This is a genomic window from Actinosynnema sp. CS-041913, assembly GCF_050942485.1.
Classification (GTDB): Bacteria; Actinomycetota; Actinomycetes; order Mycobacteriales; family Pseudonocardiaceae; genus Actinosynnema.
Genome location: NZ_CP192037.1, coordinates 5,641,553 through 5,657,207 on the forward strand (window position 1 = coordinate 5,641,553; position 15,655 = coordinate 5,657,207).

General features: G+C 71.0%; 12 protein-coding genes. 6 read left to right on the forward strand and 6 right to left on the reverse strand.

Annotated features, from left to right (window positions below; genetic code table 11):
• Positions 1-3: 3 nt before the first annotated feature.
• Genes ACQPZF_RS25545 through ACQPZF_RS25570 form a run of 6 tightly spaced genes read right to left on the reverse strand, consistent with a single transcriptional unit; the run spans position 4 to position 6,969 of the window.
• On the reverse strand, positions 4-1,164 hold the full coding sequence (locus ACQPZF_RS25545; protein WP_433260958.1) for an acyl-CoA dehydrogenase family protein: 1,161 nt from the start codon (positions 1,162-1,164) through the stop codon (positions 4-6).
• A complete protein-coding gene (locus ACQPZF_RS25550) occupies positions 1,164-3,281 on the reverse strand; it encodes an acetate--CoA ligase family protein (protein ID WP_433260960.1) in 2,118 nt (705 codons plus the stop codon). Before ACQPZF_RS25550 ends, ACQPZF_RS25545 begins: the two co-directional genes overlap by 1 nt.
• Positions 3,281-4,081 carry an enoyl-CoA hydratase/isomerase family protein gene (locus ACQPZF_RS25555; protein ID WP_433260962.1) on the reverse strand — a complete coding sequence of 267 codons (801 nt, stop codon included), beginning with the start codon at positions 4,079-4,081 and terminating at the stop codon, positions 3,281-3,283. The genes ACQPZF_RS25550 and ACQPZF_RS25555 overlap by 1 nt, the downstream gene beginning before the upstream one ends.
• Before the next feature lie 7 nt (positions 4,082-4,088).
• The gene (locus ACQPZF_RS25560) at positions 4,089-5,174 is read right to left on the reverse strand and encodes an ABC transporter ATP-binding protein (protein WP_433260964.1); all 1,086 of its coding nucleotides are present in this window, start codon (positions 5,172-5,174) and stop codon (positions 4,089-4,091) included.
• Positions 5,171-6,079, reverse strand: coding sequence for an ABC transporter permease (locus ACQPZF_RS25565; protein WP_433260966.1), 909 nt, complete (start codon positions 6,077-6,079; stop codon positions 5,171-5,173). Before ACQPZF_RS25565 ends, ACQPZF_RS25560 begins: the two co-directional genes overlap by 4 nt.
• Entirely contained in the window at positions 6,076-6,969 is an 894-nt protein-coding gene (locus ACQPZF_RS25570; protein ID WP_433260968.1) for an ABC transporter permease, read from the reverse strand. Before ACQPZF_RS25570 ends, ACQPZF_RS25565 begins: the two co-directional genes overlap by 4 nt.
• Positions 6,970-7,264: 295 nt before the next feature.
• Between ACQPZF_RS25570 and ACQPZF_RS25575 the strand changes: the two genes are divergently transcribed.
• From ACQPZF_RS25575 to ACQPZF_RS25600, 6 genes are all read left to right on the forward strand, one after another.
• Positions 7,265-8,476 carry a PucR family transcriptional regulator gene (locus ACQPZF_RS25575; RefSeq protein WP_433260970.1) on the forward strand — a complete coding sequence of 404 codons (1,212 nt, stop codon included), beginning with the start codon at positions 7,265-7,267 and terminating at the stop codon, positions 8,474-8,476.
• 118 nt (positions 8,477-8,594) lie between these two features.
• Positions 8,595-10,019, forward strand: a complete 1,425-nt coding sequence (locus ACQPZF_RS25580) for an aldehyde dehydrogenase family protein (protein ID WP_433260972.1) — start codon at positions 8,595-8,597, stop codon at positions 10,017-10,019.
• Positions 10,016-11,656, forward strand: coding sequence for a thiamine pyrophosphate-binding protein (locus tag ACQPZF_RS25585; protein ID WP_433260974.1), 1,641 nt, complete (start codon positions 10,016-10,018; stop codon positions 11,654-11,656). Before ACQPZF_RS25580 ends, ACQPZF_RS25585 begins: the two co-directional genes overlap by 4 nt.
• A 47-nt stretch (positions 11,657-11,703) precedes the next feature.
• Entirely contained in the window at positions 11,704-13,314 is a 1,611-nt protein-coding gene (locus ACQPZF_RS25590; protein WP_433260976.1) for a urocanate hydratase, read from the forward strand.
• Positions 13,311-14,447: a CaiB/BaiF CoA transferase family protein gene (locus ACQPZF_RS25595; RefSeq protein ID WP_433260978.1), complete on the forward strand. Its 1,137-nt coding sequence runs from the start codon at positions 13,311-13,313 to the stop codon at positions 14,445-14,447. Before ACQPZF_RS25590 ends, ACQPZF_RS25595 begins: the two co-directional genes overlap by 4 nt.
• A complete protein-coding gene (locus ACQPZF_RS25600; RefSeq protein WP_433260980.1) occupies positions 14,447-15,598 on the forward strand; it encodes an SGNH/GDSL hydrolase family protein in 1,152 nt (383 codons plus the stop codon). The genes ACQPZF_RS25595 and ACQPZF_RS25600 overlap by 1 nt, the downstream gene beginning before the upstream one ends.
• Positions 15,599-15,655 lie beyond the last annotated feature (57 nt).

Consider the following 15,655-nt stretch of genomic DNA (forward strand, 5'->3'; position numbering starts at 1 on the left):
GGGCTAGCTGAACATCCCTCGCTTGAGGAGGTTGCTCGCGATGATCACGCGCTGGATTTCCGAGGTGCCTTCCCAGATCCGCTCGATCCGGGCGTTGCGGTAGGCACGCTCCACATAGGTCTCGTTCATGTAGCCGGTTCCCCCGAAGATCTGCAGCACCCGGTCGGCGACCCGGCCGAGCGCCTCGCTGGCGAACAGCTTGGCCATCGACGCCTTGGCGTTGACGACCTTGGGCGGCTCGCCGTGGTCGGCCGCCCACGCGGCGTGGTAGGTCAGCAGCCGCGCGGCGTGCAGGTCCGTCGCGCAGTCCGCCAGCATGAACTGGATCGCCTGGTAGTCGGCGATGGGACGGCCGAACTGCACCCGCTGCTTCGCCCAGTCCACCCCGTCCCCGATCAGCCTGCCCATCGGGCCGAGACACCGCGCGGCCGTCATGATCCGGCCCGCGCTCAGCCCGCCCTGCGCGATGTCGAACCCCCGTCCCGGTTCGCCCAGCACGTTCTCCGCCGGCACCGCGCAGTCGTCGAACAGCAACTCCGCCTGCCGGTATCCGCGGTGCCCCATGGTCTTGTGGAGCTGCCCCACACCGAACCCGGGCGTGCCCTTGTCCACGAGGAACGCGGTGATCCGGTCCCGCTCCCGGTCCGGGTGCGTCACGGCGAAGACGATGGCGAAGTCCGCGGAGTCCCCGTGGCTGATGAACCTCTTGCGGCCGTTGATCACCCACTGCCCGTCACACAGCTCGGCGCGGGTCTTGATACCGGCCGCGTCCGACCCGGTGTCCGGCTCGGTGAGCGCGAAGCACCACTGCCGGTCGCCGCGCACACACGGCAGCAGGTACCGCTCCCGCTGCTCTCCCACGCAGGCGAGCAGGATGCGCGGGGTGGCCGGGACCACCTCGGCGACACCGCCGAGCGCGCGGAACAGCTCCTCGGTGACCAGGACCTGCCCGAGCACGTCCAGACCGGCGCCGCCGACCTCGTCCGGCATGCCGAGCCCGTTCAGCCCGACCGCCACGGCTTTGCGGCGGATCTCCCGTTCCACCTCCTCCGGCAGCCCGTCGTATTCCTCCACGTAGTCCTCGTGCGGGATCAGTTCCTTGTCCACGAAGGCGCGCACCGTCTCGCGGAACGCCCGCAGCTCGTCGGGGATCGTGAAGTCCATCAGAACCTTCCCTCCGCCCGTCCACCGACCACGACCAGCGCGTCCAGGGCCACACACCCGCTGTCCGCGCAGAGCAGGGGGTTGACGTCGATCTCGGTCACCTCGGGCAGCTCGGCCAGCAACCGGCCGATCCGCACCACGGCGTCGGCGACCGCGTCCAGGTCGGCGGCGGGCGCGCCGCGATACCCGTGCAGCAGGCGGGCGACCCGAAGCGTGGCGATGGCCTCGCGCACCTCGTCGGGACCGAACGGCCACAACAGTTCCGTCACGTCCGCGAGCAGCTCGGTCAGCACTCCGCCGGCGCCCACCACCACCAGTGAGCCTGCCGGGTCGTTGCGACCGCCGACGATCAGCTCCACACCGGGCCCCGCCATCCGTTCGACCCGGAACCTCAGTGGCGTGTCCGGTCCGAACGCGGTGGTCCCGGCTCGGGTCAACCGGTCGAACGCCTGACGAACCGCGTTCCGGTCGGGCAGAGCCACTTCCACCCCGCCGATGTCGGACTTGTGGGCCAGACCGGCGGCTTCGAGCTTGGCCACGACGGGATAGCCGATGTCGTCGGCCACCGCCACCGCGTCAGCCACATCCGCGACGGACGCTCCCCGCGGCACCGACAGGCCGTAGAGTTCGAGCAGGTTTTTGGCCGCCGTCTCGGTCAGTACGGGTTCGCCACCTTCGAGCAGCCTCAGCGCGGTGGGCCGGTTGCCGGAGTCGGGCGGCAGCGGAACCGGCTTCGGACGCGGGGCGCCGGCGAGAGCGATCGCACGCAACGCGGGACGCACTCCGGCCAGCAGCACCACGCCGTGCCGCTCGGCCATCGCGTCGAGGTCACGGACCACGTCGGTCGTCGTCGTGACGAGCGCGACCGGAACGTCCAGCGAGTCCGCGGCTTTCCCCGCTCCCCCGACCATCTCCGGCCAGCCGTTGCCGTCGAGTGGTTCCGAGAACGTCGGGGCGTCGCCGACGAACGCGACCACGTCCACGTCCGGGCTCTGTCCCATGGCAAGGGCAGCCGTCTCGTACACGTCGAACTGCCCCCACGCCCCGGCCGTGAGGTCCAAGGGATTGGCGACCGGACAGTGCTCCGGGAGCACCGCCGCGAGAGCACGTGTTGCGGTGTCGTCCAGGTCGGCCAGCCGGACGCCGACATCCTCGGCGAGGTCGGCGACCATCCCGCACTCACCGCCCGAACTGGCGAACACCCCCAGGGACCGGCCACGGGGCCGGTTGCCCGCCGACAACAGCCGGCACAGGGCGATCAGCTCGTCCAGGTCGTCCACCCGGTGCACGCCGGTCTGCCGGAACAGCGCGGTGTAGGCGCTGTCACGACCGGCGAGCGTGCCGGTGTGGGCGAGCGTGGCGGCCTCTCCCCTGGCCGACCGCCCGACCTTCAGCACGACGATCGCGACATCCTGCTCGGCCGCGCGCAGCGCCAGTTCCCGGAACCGCGGGACGTCGGCGAGGCCCTCCATCACCAGTGCGACAACACGGACAGCCGGGTCGGTCAGGTAGTACTCCAGGCAGTCCGCCAGGTCGAGCACAGCCTGGTTGCCCGCCGACACCGCGTACGCCACCGCCGGGAGGCGGCCGGAGAGCATCGTGGTCAACGCCATGTTGCCGCTCTGCGCCGCGATCGCCACCACGCCCTCGGACTCCGCGTGGGCGTACGGCATCTCGATGCCCCACAACGCGGCCCGGCCGCGGAAGCTCGCCACGCCAAGGCAGTTCGGGCCGATCAGCGGCAAGCGGTCCGCGGCCACGGCCCTCATCCGTTCCTGTAGCGCCCGACCCTCGGCGTCCCGCTCGGCGAAACCGGCCGCGTAGACGACCATCCCGCCGACCCCGAACTCCACGGCCTGCGCCACCACACCGGGCGCCGACTGCGCCGGCACAGCGACCGCCACCGCGTCGGGCACTTCGGGCAGGTCGAGCAGTGACGGGTAGGCGGCGATCCCGTCCACCTCGTCGTGTCGCGGATGGACGGCGTACAACCGGCCGGGGAAACCGAGTTGGCGGGTGTTCCGCAACGTCCGCAGGCCATAGCCGCCCTTGGGCGACGCGCCGACCACGGCGACGCTGGCAGGCCGGAACAGCTTGTCGAGACGATGTCCGCTCATCATCGCCCCACGAACACTGGGGACCGACGTTCGATCGCAGCCTTCAGCCCCTCGGCCTTGTCCTCGGTGGGCACGCAGAGCAGCGCGCCGCGCTGCTCGTTGCGCAGCGCCTCCTCGATACCGACGGTGTATCCCCGGCGGATGTTCTGCTTGGCCTGGCCGATGGCGACGGTCGGGCCGGCCGCGAACACCCGGGCCTGCGCCATGGCGCGATCCATCAGCGCGTCCGGTTCCGTCACGTCGCTGACCAGCCCGATGCGCAGCGCTTCGGCCGCGTCGAAGATCCGGCCGGTGTAGATCAGCTCCGCCGCGCGGGCCTCGCCGACGATCCTGGGCAGCAGGTAGGAACCGCCCGCGTCCGGGCAGATCCCGCGCTGGGCGTAGATCTCGCCGAACCGGGCGGTGCTCGCGGCGAACCGCATGTCCGCGGTGAGCGCGAGATCCAGGCCCGCGCCGACCGCGACCCCGTTGACGGCGGCGATCACCGGTTTGGGCAGCCAGTACAGCCGGGCGATGGTCCGGTGCATCTTCGCGGGCCACGACTCCTCGTCCGCGTCGTGACCGCCCGCCCACTCCTTGACGTCGGCGCCCGAGCAGAACCCGCGGCCGGCGCCGGTGATCACCACGGCGCGGACGGCCGGGTCCTTGCCCGCCTGCATCACGACCCGGTCCAGCTCGTCGATGTCCTTGTTGGCGATGGCGTTGAGCCGGTCCGGCTTGTTCAGCGTCAGCACGCCGACCGCGCCGTCCAGGTGCCAGGTGAGGCTGTTCAGCCCGGAGATCTCCATCAGTGGTCCCATTTCGCGTTCAGCTCACCTTGAGCAGGAACCGGCCGTCCTGCGGTGTCCACGTCAGCCAGCACGAATCGCCCGGCGCCAGCCGCCGCCCGGTCGTGGCGGGCACCGTGACCTGGAACTGCGCGCCCGCCTCGGCCCGCAGGTGTGCTTCGACCTGGGCGCCCAGGTACACGGTGGTCCCGACGGTGCAGCAGACCGCGTTGACGTCGGACGCCTCCGGGCGCACGTCGGTGAGCCGGAACCGCTCGGGGCGGATCATGAACTCGCCGTCCGGCTCGGCGCAGGAGTCGTTCTCCCTGGCCACGGTGACGGGCCCGGTCACGCCCTCGACGTCGAGCACGGTGTGCCCCCCGCCCTCGATCCGCTTCGCGGGCAGGCACACCGACTGCCCGAGGAACTTCGCGACGAACGAGTTCACCGGGCGCTCGTAGATCTCGTCCGGCGGCGCCGTCTGCTGGAGAACCCCTTGGTGCATCACGCCGATGCGGTCCGACAACGCCAACGCCTCGTCCTGGTCGTGGGTCACGTACATGACCGTGGCGCCGATGCGTTGCTGCAAGGACTTCAGTTCCAGCCTCATGTGATCGCGCAGGTTCCGGTCCAGCGCACCCAAGGGCTCGTCCATCAGCAACACGCTGGGGTCGAACACGAACGCACGGGCCAGCGCGACCCGCTGTTGCTGCCCACCGGAGAGCTGCCGGGGGTAACGGCCGCGGTAGGCCGTCAACTGGGTCATGGCCAGCACCCTGTCCACTTCGCGTTCGATCTCGTGCCTGCCCCGCTTGCGCATCCGCAGTGGGAAGGCGACGTTCTGCGCGACCGTCATGTGCGGGAACAACGCGTAGTTCTGGAAGACCAGGCCGATGTTGCGCTTTTCCGGGACCTCGTCGGTCACGTTCCGGCCGGCCAGCCGGATCTCACCGGCGGTGGCGGCCTCCAGCCCGGCCAGCATCCGCAGCGTGGTGGTCTTGCCCGACCCGCTGGGGCCCAGCAGCGTGACGAACTCACCCTCGCGGATACCGAGGTTCAGGTCCCGCACGGCCGGGAAGTCCCCGTAGGACTTGTGGATGCGGTCGAAGACCACCTGGTCGGTCATGCGCGGCGCTCCCGTCGCTCCCGGAGAAGTTTGACCAGTTCCGCCAGCAGGAACAGCCCGGTGCACACCACGATCAGCACGGTCCCGGCGACCGCCAGGGTGGGCGTGATGTCGTAGCGGACGCTGTCCCACAGCTTGCGCGCCAGCGTGACCGACCCGCTGCCGGAGACGAACAGGATGATCACCGCCTCGTCGAAGGCGATGACGAACGCGAACAGCGCGCCCGCCGAGATCGCCGAGGTGAGCTGGGGCAGGGTGATCCGGCGCAGGGTCTGCGTCATGCCCGCGCCGAGGGTCCGTGCGGCGTTCTCCAGCTCGGGGTCGAACTGCTGCAACGCGTTGGACACCGCGACGAGCACGTACGGCACGCCCATCACCGAGTAGGCCATCGAGATCAGCACCCACTCGCCGATCACCCGGAGTTCGGCGAAGACGAAGTAGTAGCTCATCGCCAGCACGATGATCGGCACGACGATCGGCGAGTACAGCAGTGCGAAGACCAGCGACTTGCCCTTGGCGGGCGACCGGGCCAGCCCCCACGCGGCGACGGTGCCGACGACCGTGGAGATCAGCGCGGCCAGCAGGGCGATCTTGGCGCTCTGCACCGTGGCCGCGACCCACTCGGAGTCCGCGAAGAACTGCTCGTAGTGCCGGAGCGACCAGCCCTCCAGGGGAAACGTCAGGTAGTCGACGCTGTTGAAGGACTCCAAGACCACGATCAGGATCGGCACGACCAGGAACGCGAGCACCAGTGCGACCACACCGCGCAGGCACCAGCGCAACACCCGCTCCAGCCGGGTCGTGGGAAGCCGGTCCCGGCGGCGTGCGGTGACCCGTGCGGGCACGGCGGAGTCCACTGTGGCCTGTCCGGCGGTTGCCGCCGGGGCGCGGGAGGTGACGCTCACAGTGACACCAGCCCCTTCACCTTGGTCAGTTTCCGGACGACCACGGTGAGCAGCACGGCGACGACCAGCAGCAGCGCGGCCAACGCCGCCGCCATCCCCCAGTCGAAGGTCACCTGGACGCTCTGCGCGATCACCACGGCGATGGTGCTCTCCTTGGGTCCACCGACCAGCGCGGGCGTGACGTAGAACCCGAGTCCGATCACGAAGACGAGCATCGCGCTGCTGATCGCGGCCGGGATCGCCAACGGGAGGTAGACCCCGGTGAACGCCCGCACCGGGCCGGCGCCGAGGGTCCGCGCCGCCCGGACCAGCGAGCCGTCGATCTGGTCGAGCGTGCCCTTGATGATCAGGATCGGGAACGGCAGGAGGATGTGGGTCAGCGCGACGACCACGGCGGCCTCGCTGTACAGCAGGCCGTCGGAGTCACCGGTGATCGGCGCGAGCAGGCTGGTCACCACGCCGTTGTCGCCGAGCAGCACCATCCAGGCGAACGACCGGACCAGCACGCTGGTCCAGAACGGGATGACCACCAGCAGCAGCAGGACCCTGGTCAGCCGCGGGGAGGCGCCCGACAGGAAGTACGCCACCGGGAAACCGAGCACCACGGTGAGCACGGCGACTTCGAGGGAGATCCGGACGGTCACCCAGAGTGCCTGCCAGACCACCGGATCGGCCGCGGCCCTGGTGAAGTTGCCCAGTCCCGGCTCCGGCTCGGTGAACGCCCGGAGGAGCATTCCACCGACCGGATACGCGTAGACCAGCGCCATGAACACGACCGGCAGCACCAGGGCCACCGTCGTGAACTTCGGCCGCCAGGGCCGGGCCGGTTGCGGCTGCCGACCGGCGGTGGAATCAGCGACCGGCGGACTGGCCGTGGATGCGGGCGTCACCAGGTCTCACCGTCCCTCCGTTGGGCTGGTGGCTGTTCGTCGGCAGGCTGTGAAAGGACCCGCCGTCTGTCGGCACAGTCAACGGGTCGCGACCGCCCGGTGTCATGAGGTCGCCGCCACAAAGCTGTTGTGAGCCCGCTGTGTTCGCCACACAGTCCGGGTCACGATCCGTGTACGACCAGTGCCGATGGCCATTGCCGTCCGCCGTGGCCCTTGACTACCCGCGTCCGCGTAGGCAGGATCGGCAGCCCAGGGGCCTGGAGGAATTATGTCGAAAATGGACATATTCCCGGCCGTGGCCACGGATCTCCGAGCCGCGGCCACGCCGATCGCCAACGAGTTCGTCCGGCAGCACGTCTCCGGATCGGACCCGGCGGTGGGCGACCGGCTGGCGCCGGTCGAGACCTTCGAGGTCGCGGTCCGGATCGTGCACCTGTGCGCGGCGGCGCTCGGCGGCGAGCGGAGCGTCGCGGACTTTCCCTCGGTGCGCGGCGCCCGGATCGCGTTGCAGGGCAAACCGGTGGCCGAGGCGGTGGAATGGCTGCGGTCCCTCGAACGAGTGGTCACCGACCACGTGCTCGCCGAATCCGTGCTCGACCTCGACGTGATCCGCGCCGTGGTGGCCCGGGTCGGCGAGCTGTTCGACGAGCTGTGCACGCACGAGCTGGAGTCGTTCAGCAGCACCTACGAGGAACTGTCCAGTTGGCACTCACGGGTCAGCACCGACCTGCTGAGCTGCCTGGTCGCGGGGCTGCCGGTGGACGCCACCACGGTCAACAACCACGCGCGCGTCCTGAACATCAATCCGCACCAGTCGTTCCGCGCGTTCGCCGCGTACCACGACCCGCCGCCCAGCCCGCAGCACCGGGCACGGGCGCGACGCCGGGTGCTGGAGGTGCTCTGGCGGCACGACCCCCGGCGGGAGGCCCTGATCCGCGATCGCGACGGGATGCTGCTCGCGCTGGTGCCGGTCGACCGGGACGGACCCGGCCTGGTCGAGCTGTTCCGGCGGATGCTCGCCGAGGAGCCGGGGCAGGCGCTGTTCATGTCCGCGGGCGAGCCGGGCGAGTCGCTGGTCGCCGCCGGGCATAGCTGCCGCCAAGCCCTCTCGGCCCTGGAGATCGCCGTCTACCGCGGCCTGCGCGGCCAGCTCACCCAGTGCACCGAGGTGATCCTCGAAGTGCTGCTGGCCCACAACCGGTGGGTGTCCAACCGGATCATCGACACCCGGATCAGCCAGCTCGTGGAGAAACCGCACCTGGTGGAGACCCTGCGGGTCTACATCCAGTGCGACATGGCGCTCCAGCGCACCGCGGAGGAACTGGTGGTGCACCCCAACACCGTGGCGTACCGGCTGCGCCAGATCGCCACGCTGACCGGCCGCGACATGCGCCGGATCACCGATATCAGCGACCTGAACGTGGCGCTGATGGCGCTGGACGCGGTGGAGATGCGGCGGGACCAGGAGCAGGGCCGGACCGACCTGCGGGCGAGGCTGTTCGCCTGACCACTGTGCCGCGGCCATAAGAGCGGCCCGATTTCTTTGGGTCGCCGAGCCGAACCGGTTGCGGCGGAACGATCCTACGCTTGCCTGGCGATCAACGACCAGGCCTGAGCGGAGTGCCATGGACCACCGCGCGGATACCTACATCGACGGCGAATGGGTCGAGAGCAGGGGTGAGGACGTCATCGCGGTGCTCGACCCCAGCACCGGCCAGTGCATCGCGACCGTGCGCGAGTCGGGCACCGATGACATCGACGCCGCCGTCGCCGCGGCGGACCGGGCCCGTCCTGTCCTGCGCGCCATGCCGGTCGCGGACCGGGCAGCCTTGCTGCACCGGATCGCCGACGAGCTGGAACGGCGGGCGGACCTGCTCGCCGACACCATCTCGCGGGAGATGGGCATGCCCCGCAAGCACTGTGCGGACTACCAGGTCCACACGGCCGTCCGCACGTTCCGCAACAGCGCTCAGGCGCTGTCCGAGGTGGCGTTCACGTGGGACGTCGGTCATTCGACCGTCCGCCGCGAGCCGGTCGGCGTGGTCGCGGCGATCAGCCCGTGGAACTTCCCGCTGTTGCAGACCGCCGCCAAGATCGGGCCCGCCCTGGCCGCAGGCTGCCCGGTGGTGTTCAAGCCCAGCGAGATCACCCCGTTGGACGCCCTCATCCTCGCCGAGGCGGTGGCCGCCGCGGGTGCGCCGCCGGGTGCGTTCAACCTCGTGCTCGGCAACGGTTTCACCATCGGCGAGTACCTGGTCCGGCACCCCGGCACGGCCATGGTCTCGCTCACCGGGTCCACCAGGGCGGGCCGCCGGGTGTCCCAGGTCGCCGCCGCGACGGTCAAGAGGGTGGCGCTCGAACTGGGCGGCAAGTCGGCCTCCCTGGTGCTGCCGGACGGCGACCTCGAAGCCGCGGTGGCCGGCTGCGTCCGGACCGTGATGGTCAACAGTGGACAGACGTGCACCGCGCTGACCCGTCTGCTCGTGCCGTTCCACGACATGGCCGGCGCCGAGCGGCTGGTGGCCGAGGCGATGGCCGGCTACCGGGTCGGCACCGCCGACGACCCGGCCGCGGACGTCGGACCGCTGGCCAGCGCCACCCAACAACACCGGGTCACCGAACACCTCGAACGCGCACCGGTCGACGGCGCACGGGTGATCTGGGCGCATCCCACCGCCGACCTTCCCGACGCCGGGTTCTTCGTCGCGCCGACGGCTTTCGTGGTCACCGACCCCGGGATCAAGCTCGCGCAGCAGGAAGTGTTCGGGCCGGTACTCGCGGTGATCCCGTACACCGACGAGGACCACGCCGTGGCCATCGCCAACGGCACGGAATACGGCCTGGCCGGAGCGGTCTGGTCCGCCGACGAGGAACGAGCGGTGCGCGTGGCCGACCGGTTGGAGGCGGGGAGCATCGCGGTCAACGGCGCGCCTTTCAACGGCATGGCGCCGTTCGGCGGGTACAAGCAGTCCGGTCACGGCCGGGAGCTGGGCGCACACGGGATCATGGAGTTCACGGAGGTCAAATCGATCCAGCGGCGGCCGGTATGAGCGCCCGCACCGGTGGGGACGCCGTCCTCGACGCACTGCACGCGCTCGGCGTCGAGTACGTGTTCGCCGTGGCCAGCGTGCACAACCTGCCGATCCTGGACGCCATCCGCCGCCGTGGCGGGGTCCGGGTGGTCAACGTCCGGCACGAGCAGTCAGCCGTGCACGCCGCCGACGGCTACGCCAGGACCACCGGGAAGCTGGGGGTGGCCCTGGCGTCGACCGGCCCCGGCACCGCCAACGCCATGGGCGGGTTGTTCGAGGCGAACTTCGCCGGCTCCCGGGTGCTGCTGATCACCGGGCAGGTGGAGACGCGGTTCTACGGGCAGGGACGGGCCTTCCTGCACGAGGCGGAGCAGCAGGTTCCGATGTTGCGGACGCTGACCAGGGACACGTGGTCGGTGCGCCGGGCGGAGGACATCGCCGAGGCCGTGATCGCCGCCGGCCGGGCCACCGCTGTGGGCAACCCACGGCCGACCGCCGTGGAAATTCCGATCGACCTCCAGTACGCGGAAGTCGCCGAGCGGGTTCCCGAGGTGCCTGCGGTGGTGCGGGCGGTCCCGGACGCAGGGCGGCTCGCCGCCGCCGCGGACCTGCTGGCAGCGGCTCGGCGACCGTTGGTGTGGTCCGGCGGCGGTGTGCTGGGTGCCGAAGCGTGGCCGCGGTTGCGGAAGTTCGTGCGACGGCTCGGCATCCCCGTCGTCACGACGGTCCAGGGACGTGGAGCGCTGGCCGAGGACGACCCGCTGTGCCTGGGGCCTTCCGCCACCACTCCCCCGTTGCGGGCGATCGTGGAGCAGGCGGATGTCGTCCTCGCCGTGGGCACCCGGTTCCAGCAGTACAGCACCGACCACTGGCGGTTGCGGCTGACGGCGGACCTGATCCACGCCGACGCGGACCCCTCGGTGTTCGGCCGCTCGTACCCGCCTGCGGTGACGCTACCCGGCGACGCTCGCGAAACCGTTGCCGCGCTGGACGCCGCCGTCGCCACGACCTCGGCGGACCCTGGTTGGCCCGCCAGGGCCAGGCAGGCGGCCGACGAGGCACGGGAAGCCGCGCTGTCCGTGCTGGGGTCGGATCACCGGGAGCTGGTGGAGATCATCCGCCGGCTGCTCCCCCGCGGTGGGGCGGTCGTCCGGGACTCGACCATCCCGGCGTACGCGTGGGGTGATCGGCTGCTGCCGGTGCTGGAGCCGCGGACCTCGCTGAACCCGGCGTCGGCCGCGATCGGCCCCGGCCTGCCGCTGGCATTGGGAGCGGCCATCGGCCGGGGCGAGCGCTGCGTGGTGATCCACGGTGACGGCGGGATCATGCTGTCCATCGCCGAGCTGTCCACTTTGGCGCAGTTCGGGCTGCCGGTCACCGTGTGCGTGTTCAACGACCGCGGCTACGGCGTGCTGCGCAACGTCCAGCGCGCCACGTTCGACGGCGCGCGCAACGACGTCGATCTGTCCACACCGGACTTCGTTGCGCTCGCCGCGGCGATGGGCGTCGACGGCCAGTGGGTGGACGACGTCGCCGGTTTCGAGAAGGCGTTCGCGCACTCGGTCCGGAGCACAGGTCCGTTCCTGATCGAAGTGGACATGACCGCACTGGCCCCGATCAAGGCCACCGCGGGCCGCTACCGGCTGCTGGGCTGAAGGCCGCGGCTCCGCCTGAGAACCACAGATTCCGAGAGGGCAAGGACATGGTCCATGGGCTGCGCTGCCGTGGCTGGCGTCAGGAAACGCTGCTGCGCATGTTGGAGAACACACTCGGGCACGCCGAGCGGCCGGACGAGCTGATCGTCTACGCGGGCCTCGCCAAAGCCGCCCGCGATCACCAGGCGTTGGCCACGACCGTGGCCGCGCTGTCCGAACTGGACGAGGACGAGACACTGGTGATCCAGTCCGGCAAGCCGATCGGGGTGTTCCCGACCGGACCGAACGCCCCGCTGGTGCTGATGGCCACCAGCAACCTCGTCGGCCGGTGGGCCACCAGCGAGCACTTCTACGACCTGGAACGCCGTGGCCTGATCATGTGGGGCGGCTACACCGCGGGCGACTGGCAGTACATCGGGTCGCAGGGCATCCTCCAGGGCACCTACCAGACGCTGGTGGCGGTGGCCGACGAGCACTTCGACGGCGACCTGCGCGGCCGGCTCGTGGTGACCGCCGGGTTGGGCGGCATGGGCGGCGCGCAACCACTGGCCACCGTGATGGCGGGCGGGGTCGCGCTCTGCGTCGAGGTCGACCCCGACCGGATCAAGCGCAGGCTGGACAGCGGATACCTGGTCCGGGCGACGGACTCGGTGGACGAGGCGCTGGCGTGGGCGCGGGACAGCGTGCGCACGCGGACACCCGACTCCATCGGACTGCTCGGCAACGCCGCGGAGATCCTGCCGCTGCTCAGGGACAAGGGCGTGGTGCCCGACGTGGTGACCGACCAGACGCCCGCGCACGACCTGCTGTACGGCTACGTGCCGGCGAAGCACACCCCGGCCGAGGTGGCCGAGCTGCGCGAACGGGATCCGGACGAGTTGATCCGGCTGGCCGAGGAGTCCATCGCCCGGCACGTCGACTGCCTGCTCGCCTGGCTGGACGCGGGTGCGGTGGTGTTCGAGTACGGCAACAACATCCGGGCGCAAGCCGCCAAGTCGGGACTGAAGGCCTTCCGCATCCCGATCTTCGTGGAGCGGTACATCAGGCCGCTGTTCTGCCGTGGCCTCGGTCCGTTCCGCTGGCTGGCCGCGTCGGGCGACACCGCCGACATCGACTTCATCGACGACCTGGTGCTGGCCAACTTCCCGGACAACCCGCTGGTGGCACGCTGGATCCCGTTGGCGCGGCGGTTCGTGCGGCAGTCCGGGCTGCCCGCACGGATCTCGTGGCTCGCCCACGGCGAACGCACCCGTCTCGCGCTGCTCGTCAACGAGGCGGTGCGCAGGGGCGACCTCAAGGGGCCTGTCGCGTTCACCCGCGACCACCTGGACGCCGGGGGCGTCGCACAACCGTTGCGGGAGACCGAGAACATGCCGGACGGCTCGGACGCCGTGTCGGACTGGCCGCTGCTGAACGCCCTGCTGACCGCCGGCTCCGGCGCCGACCTGGTCGCCATCCACGCGGGCGGTGGCGGGTACGCCGGTTACATGCAGAGCGCCGGGGTCACGTTGGTCGCCGACGGCACTCCGGCCGCGGACGACCGGATCCGCGCCGCGCTGACCGCCGACACCGGGATCGGCATCATGCGTTACGCGGACGCGGGATACGAGACGGCGGCGAAAGCCGTCCGGGACAGCGGACTGCGGTGGTTCGCATGACCGGCGCGGCACTGCACGGCATCCGGGTGCTGGATCTCAGCCGGGTGCTCTCCGGGCCGCTGTGCGCCAGGATACTGGCCGATCTCGGCGCCGAGGTCGTGAAGGTGGAGGCGCCCGGCGGGGACGACGGGCGGCACTTCGGCCCGTTCGTCGGCGGGACCAGCACATTCCACAGGTTGTTGAACCGCAACAAGTTCGGCATCACGCTGGACCTGCGCACGCAGCGGGGCCGCGACCGGCTGGCCGGCCTGGTCCGCGGCGCCGACGTGCTGATCGAGAACTTCCGCCCCGGCGTGCTGGACCGGCTCGGCTTCCCGCCGGAGCACCTGCTGCGGCTCAACCCGCGCCTGGTCGCCGTCAGCATCAGCGGGTTCGGCCGGACCGGGCCGTGGTCGGACCGACCCGCCTACGACCTCATCGTGCAGGCGGTGTCCGGGCTGATGTCCGTGACCGGCCCGGACGGCGGACCGGGCGTCCGGGTGGGGATCAGCATCGGTGACGTGGTCCCGGCGCTCTACGGCGCGGTGGCCACGCTTTCCGCGTTGCACGAGCGAGCGCGGACCGGCCGGGGGCAGCACATCGACGTCGCCATGTTCGACAGCCTGATCTCCGTGCTCGAATCCGCCGCGATGCGTGCTCTGTACACAATGGACGACATCGTGCCCACCGGCAGCCACCACGCGGTGAGCGCCCCGTACGGCACCTTCGCCACCAAGGACCAACCGGTCGCCATCGCCGTCGCGAGCGATGCCCTCTTCACACGTCTGGCGAGCGTGCTGGACCGGCCGGAGTGGTTGGCGGACAGGCGGTACGGCAGCGACGCGGACCGTGCCCGGCATCGCGACGAGTTGCGGCGTGACGTGGAGGACGCGCTCGCCGGCATGACCCGTGACGAGGCGATCACGGTGTTGTCCGCGGGTGGCGTGCCGTGCAGCCCGGTGTACGGCATCCGCGACGCGCTGAACCACCCGCACACCGCGGCACGCGGCATGATCAGGACGGAACCGGACGGCTTCCGGACCCTGGACGTGGGCGTGCGCACCGCCGGCACGGTCGGGCAGTTCCGCCCCGCGCCTTCCCTCGGCCAGCACAACGACCTGGTGGAGGACTGGATCCACAACTGGCGGACCTGATGGCGACCACGCGGATCACGTTCCCGGACAAGCGGATCACCATCGCCGGCGCACTGGCTCTCGACCCGGCCCCCGGCGGCGGCACCATCCCGCACAGGCTGCCGGCATGGACCCGGACGCAGGCCGCCGACCCGTACCTGGACCTCGTCGCTCCTCGTCCGGCCGGTGTCCGGCTGTTGCTGCGCACCAACGCTTCCCGGCTCTCCCTGGACGTGCGGGTCACCCGCTTCCGCAACACCCACTTCCCGCTCTTCCCGGTCGTCTTCGACCTCGTCATCGACGGCGACCGGATGCTGTCGCGCCTTGCCACCGACGGTGATCTCTGCGTCGTGGACGCCGGTGCCGTGGTGCAGCGGACCGAGGGACAGGCGGAGACCATCACGTTCGACGGGCTCGGCACCGGCTGGAAGCACGTCGAACTGTGGTTGCCGCAGGCGGCCATCGTCGTGTTGCGCGCACTGCACGCCGACGGGGCGGTCGAACCCGGCACCGCGCCGGCCGACCGCTGGATCCACTACGGCAGCTCCATCAGCCACTGCGCCGAAGCCGACGGCCCCGCCCGCACGTGGCCCGCCCTGGTCGCCCGGCGCGCCGGGCTGGACCTGCTGTGCCTGGCGTTCGCGGGCAACTGCCAGCTCGACCCCTTCGTGGCACGCACGATCCGCGACACCCCCGCCACGGCGATCAGCCTCAAGGTCGCCGTCAACGTGCTGAACACCGCGTCGATGACCACCCGCACCTTCGGCCCCGCGTTGCACGGCTTCCTCGACACGGTCAGGGAAGGCCACCCCGACACGCCGGTCGTGGTCGCGTCGCCGATCGTCTTCCCCTCCGCCGAAGACCGCACCGGCCCCAGCCCGCAACGGGCGGACGGCAGGTACGAGGCGATCGGCCAGGCCGTCGACCGCTCGGACCGCACCGCGCTGACCATGCGGCGGATGCGGGAGATCGTCGCCGATGTGGTCGCGGTCCGGGCGGGCGACGATCGTCGCCTCCGGTACCTCGACGGGCTGACACTGCTCGGTCCGGGCGACGCCGGCGCTCTGTACGACGGCCTGCACCCCGACGCCGCCGGCTACGCGCGCATCGCCGAGCGCTTCCACACCGCGGCCTTCGGGCCGGACGGTCTCCTCGCTGTGCGTCCGCCATAACGGACGCCGCGGTTCTTTGGGTCGCCGGGCTCAAGACGGTTCGCGGCCCGCGATCCT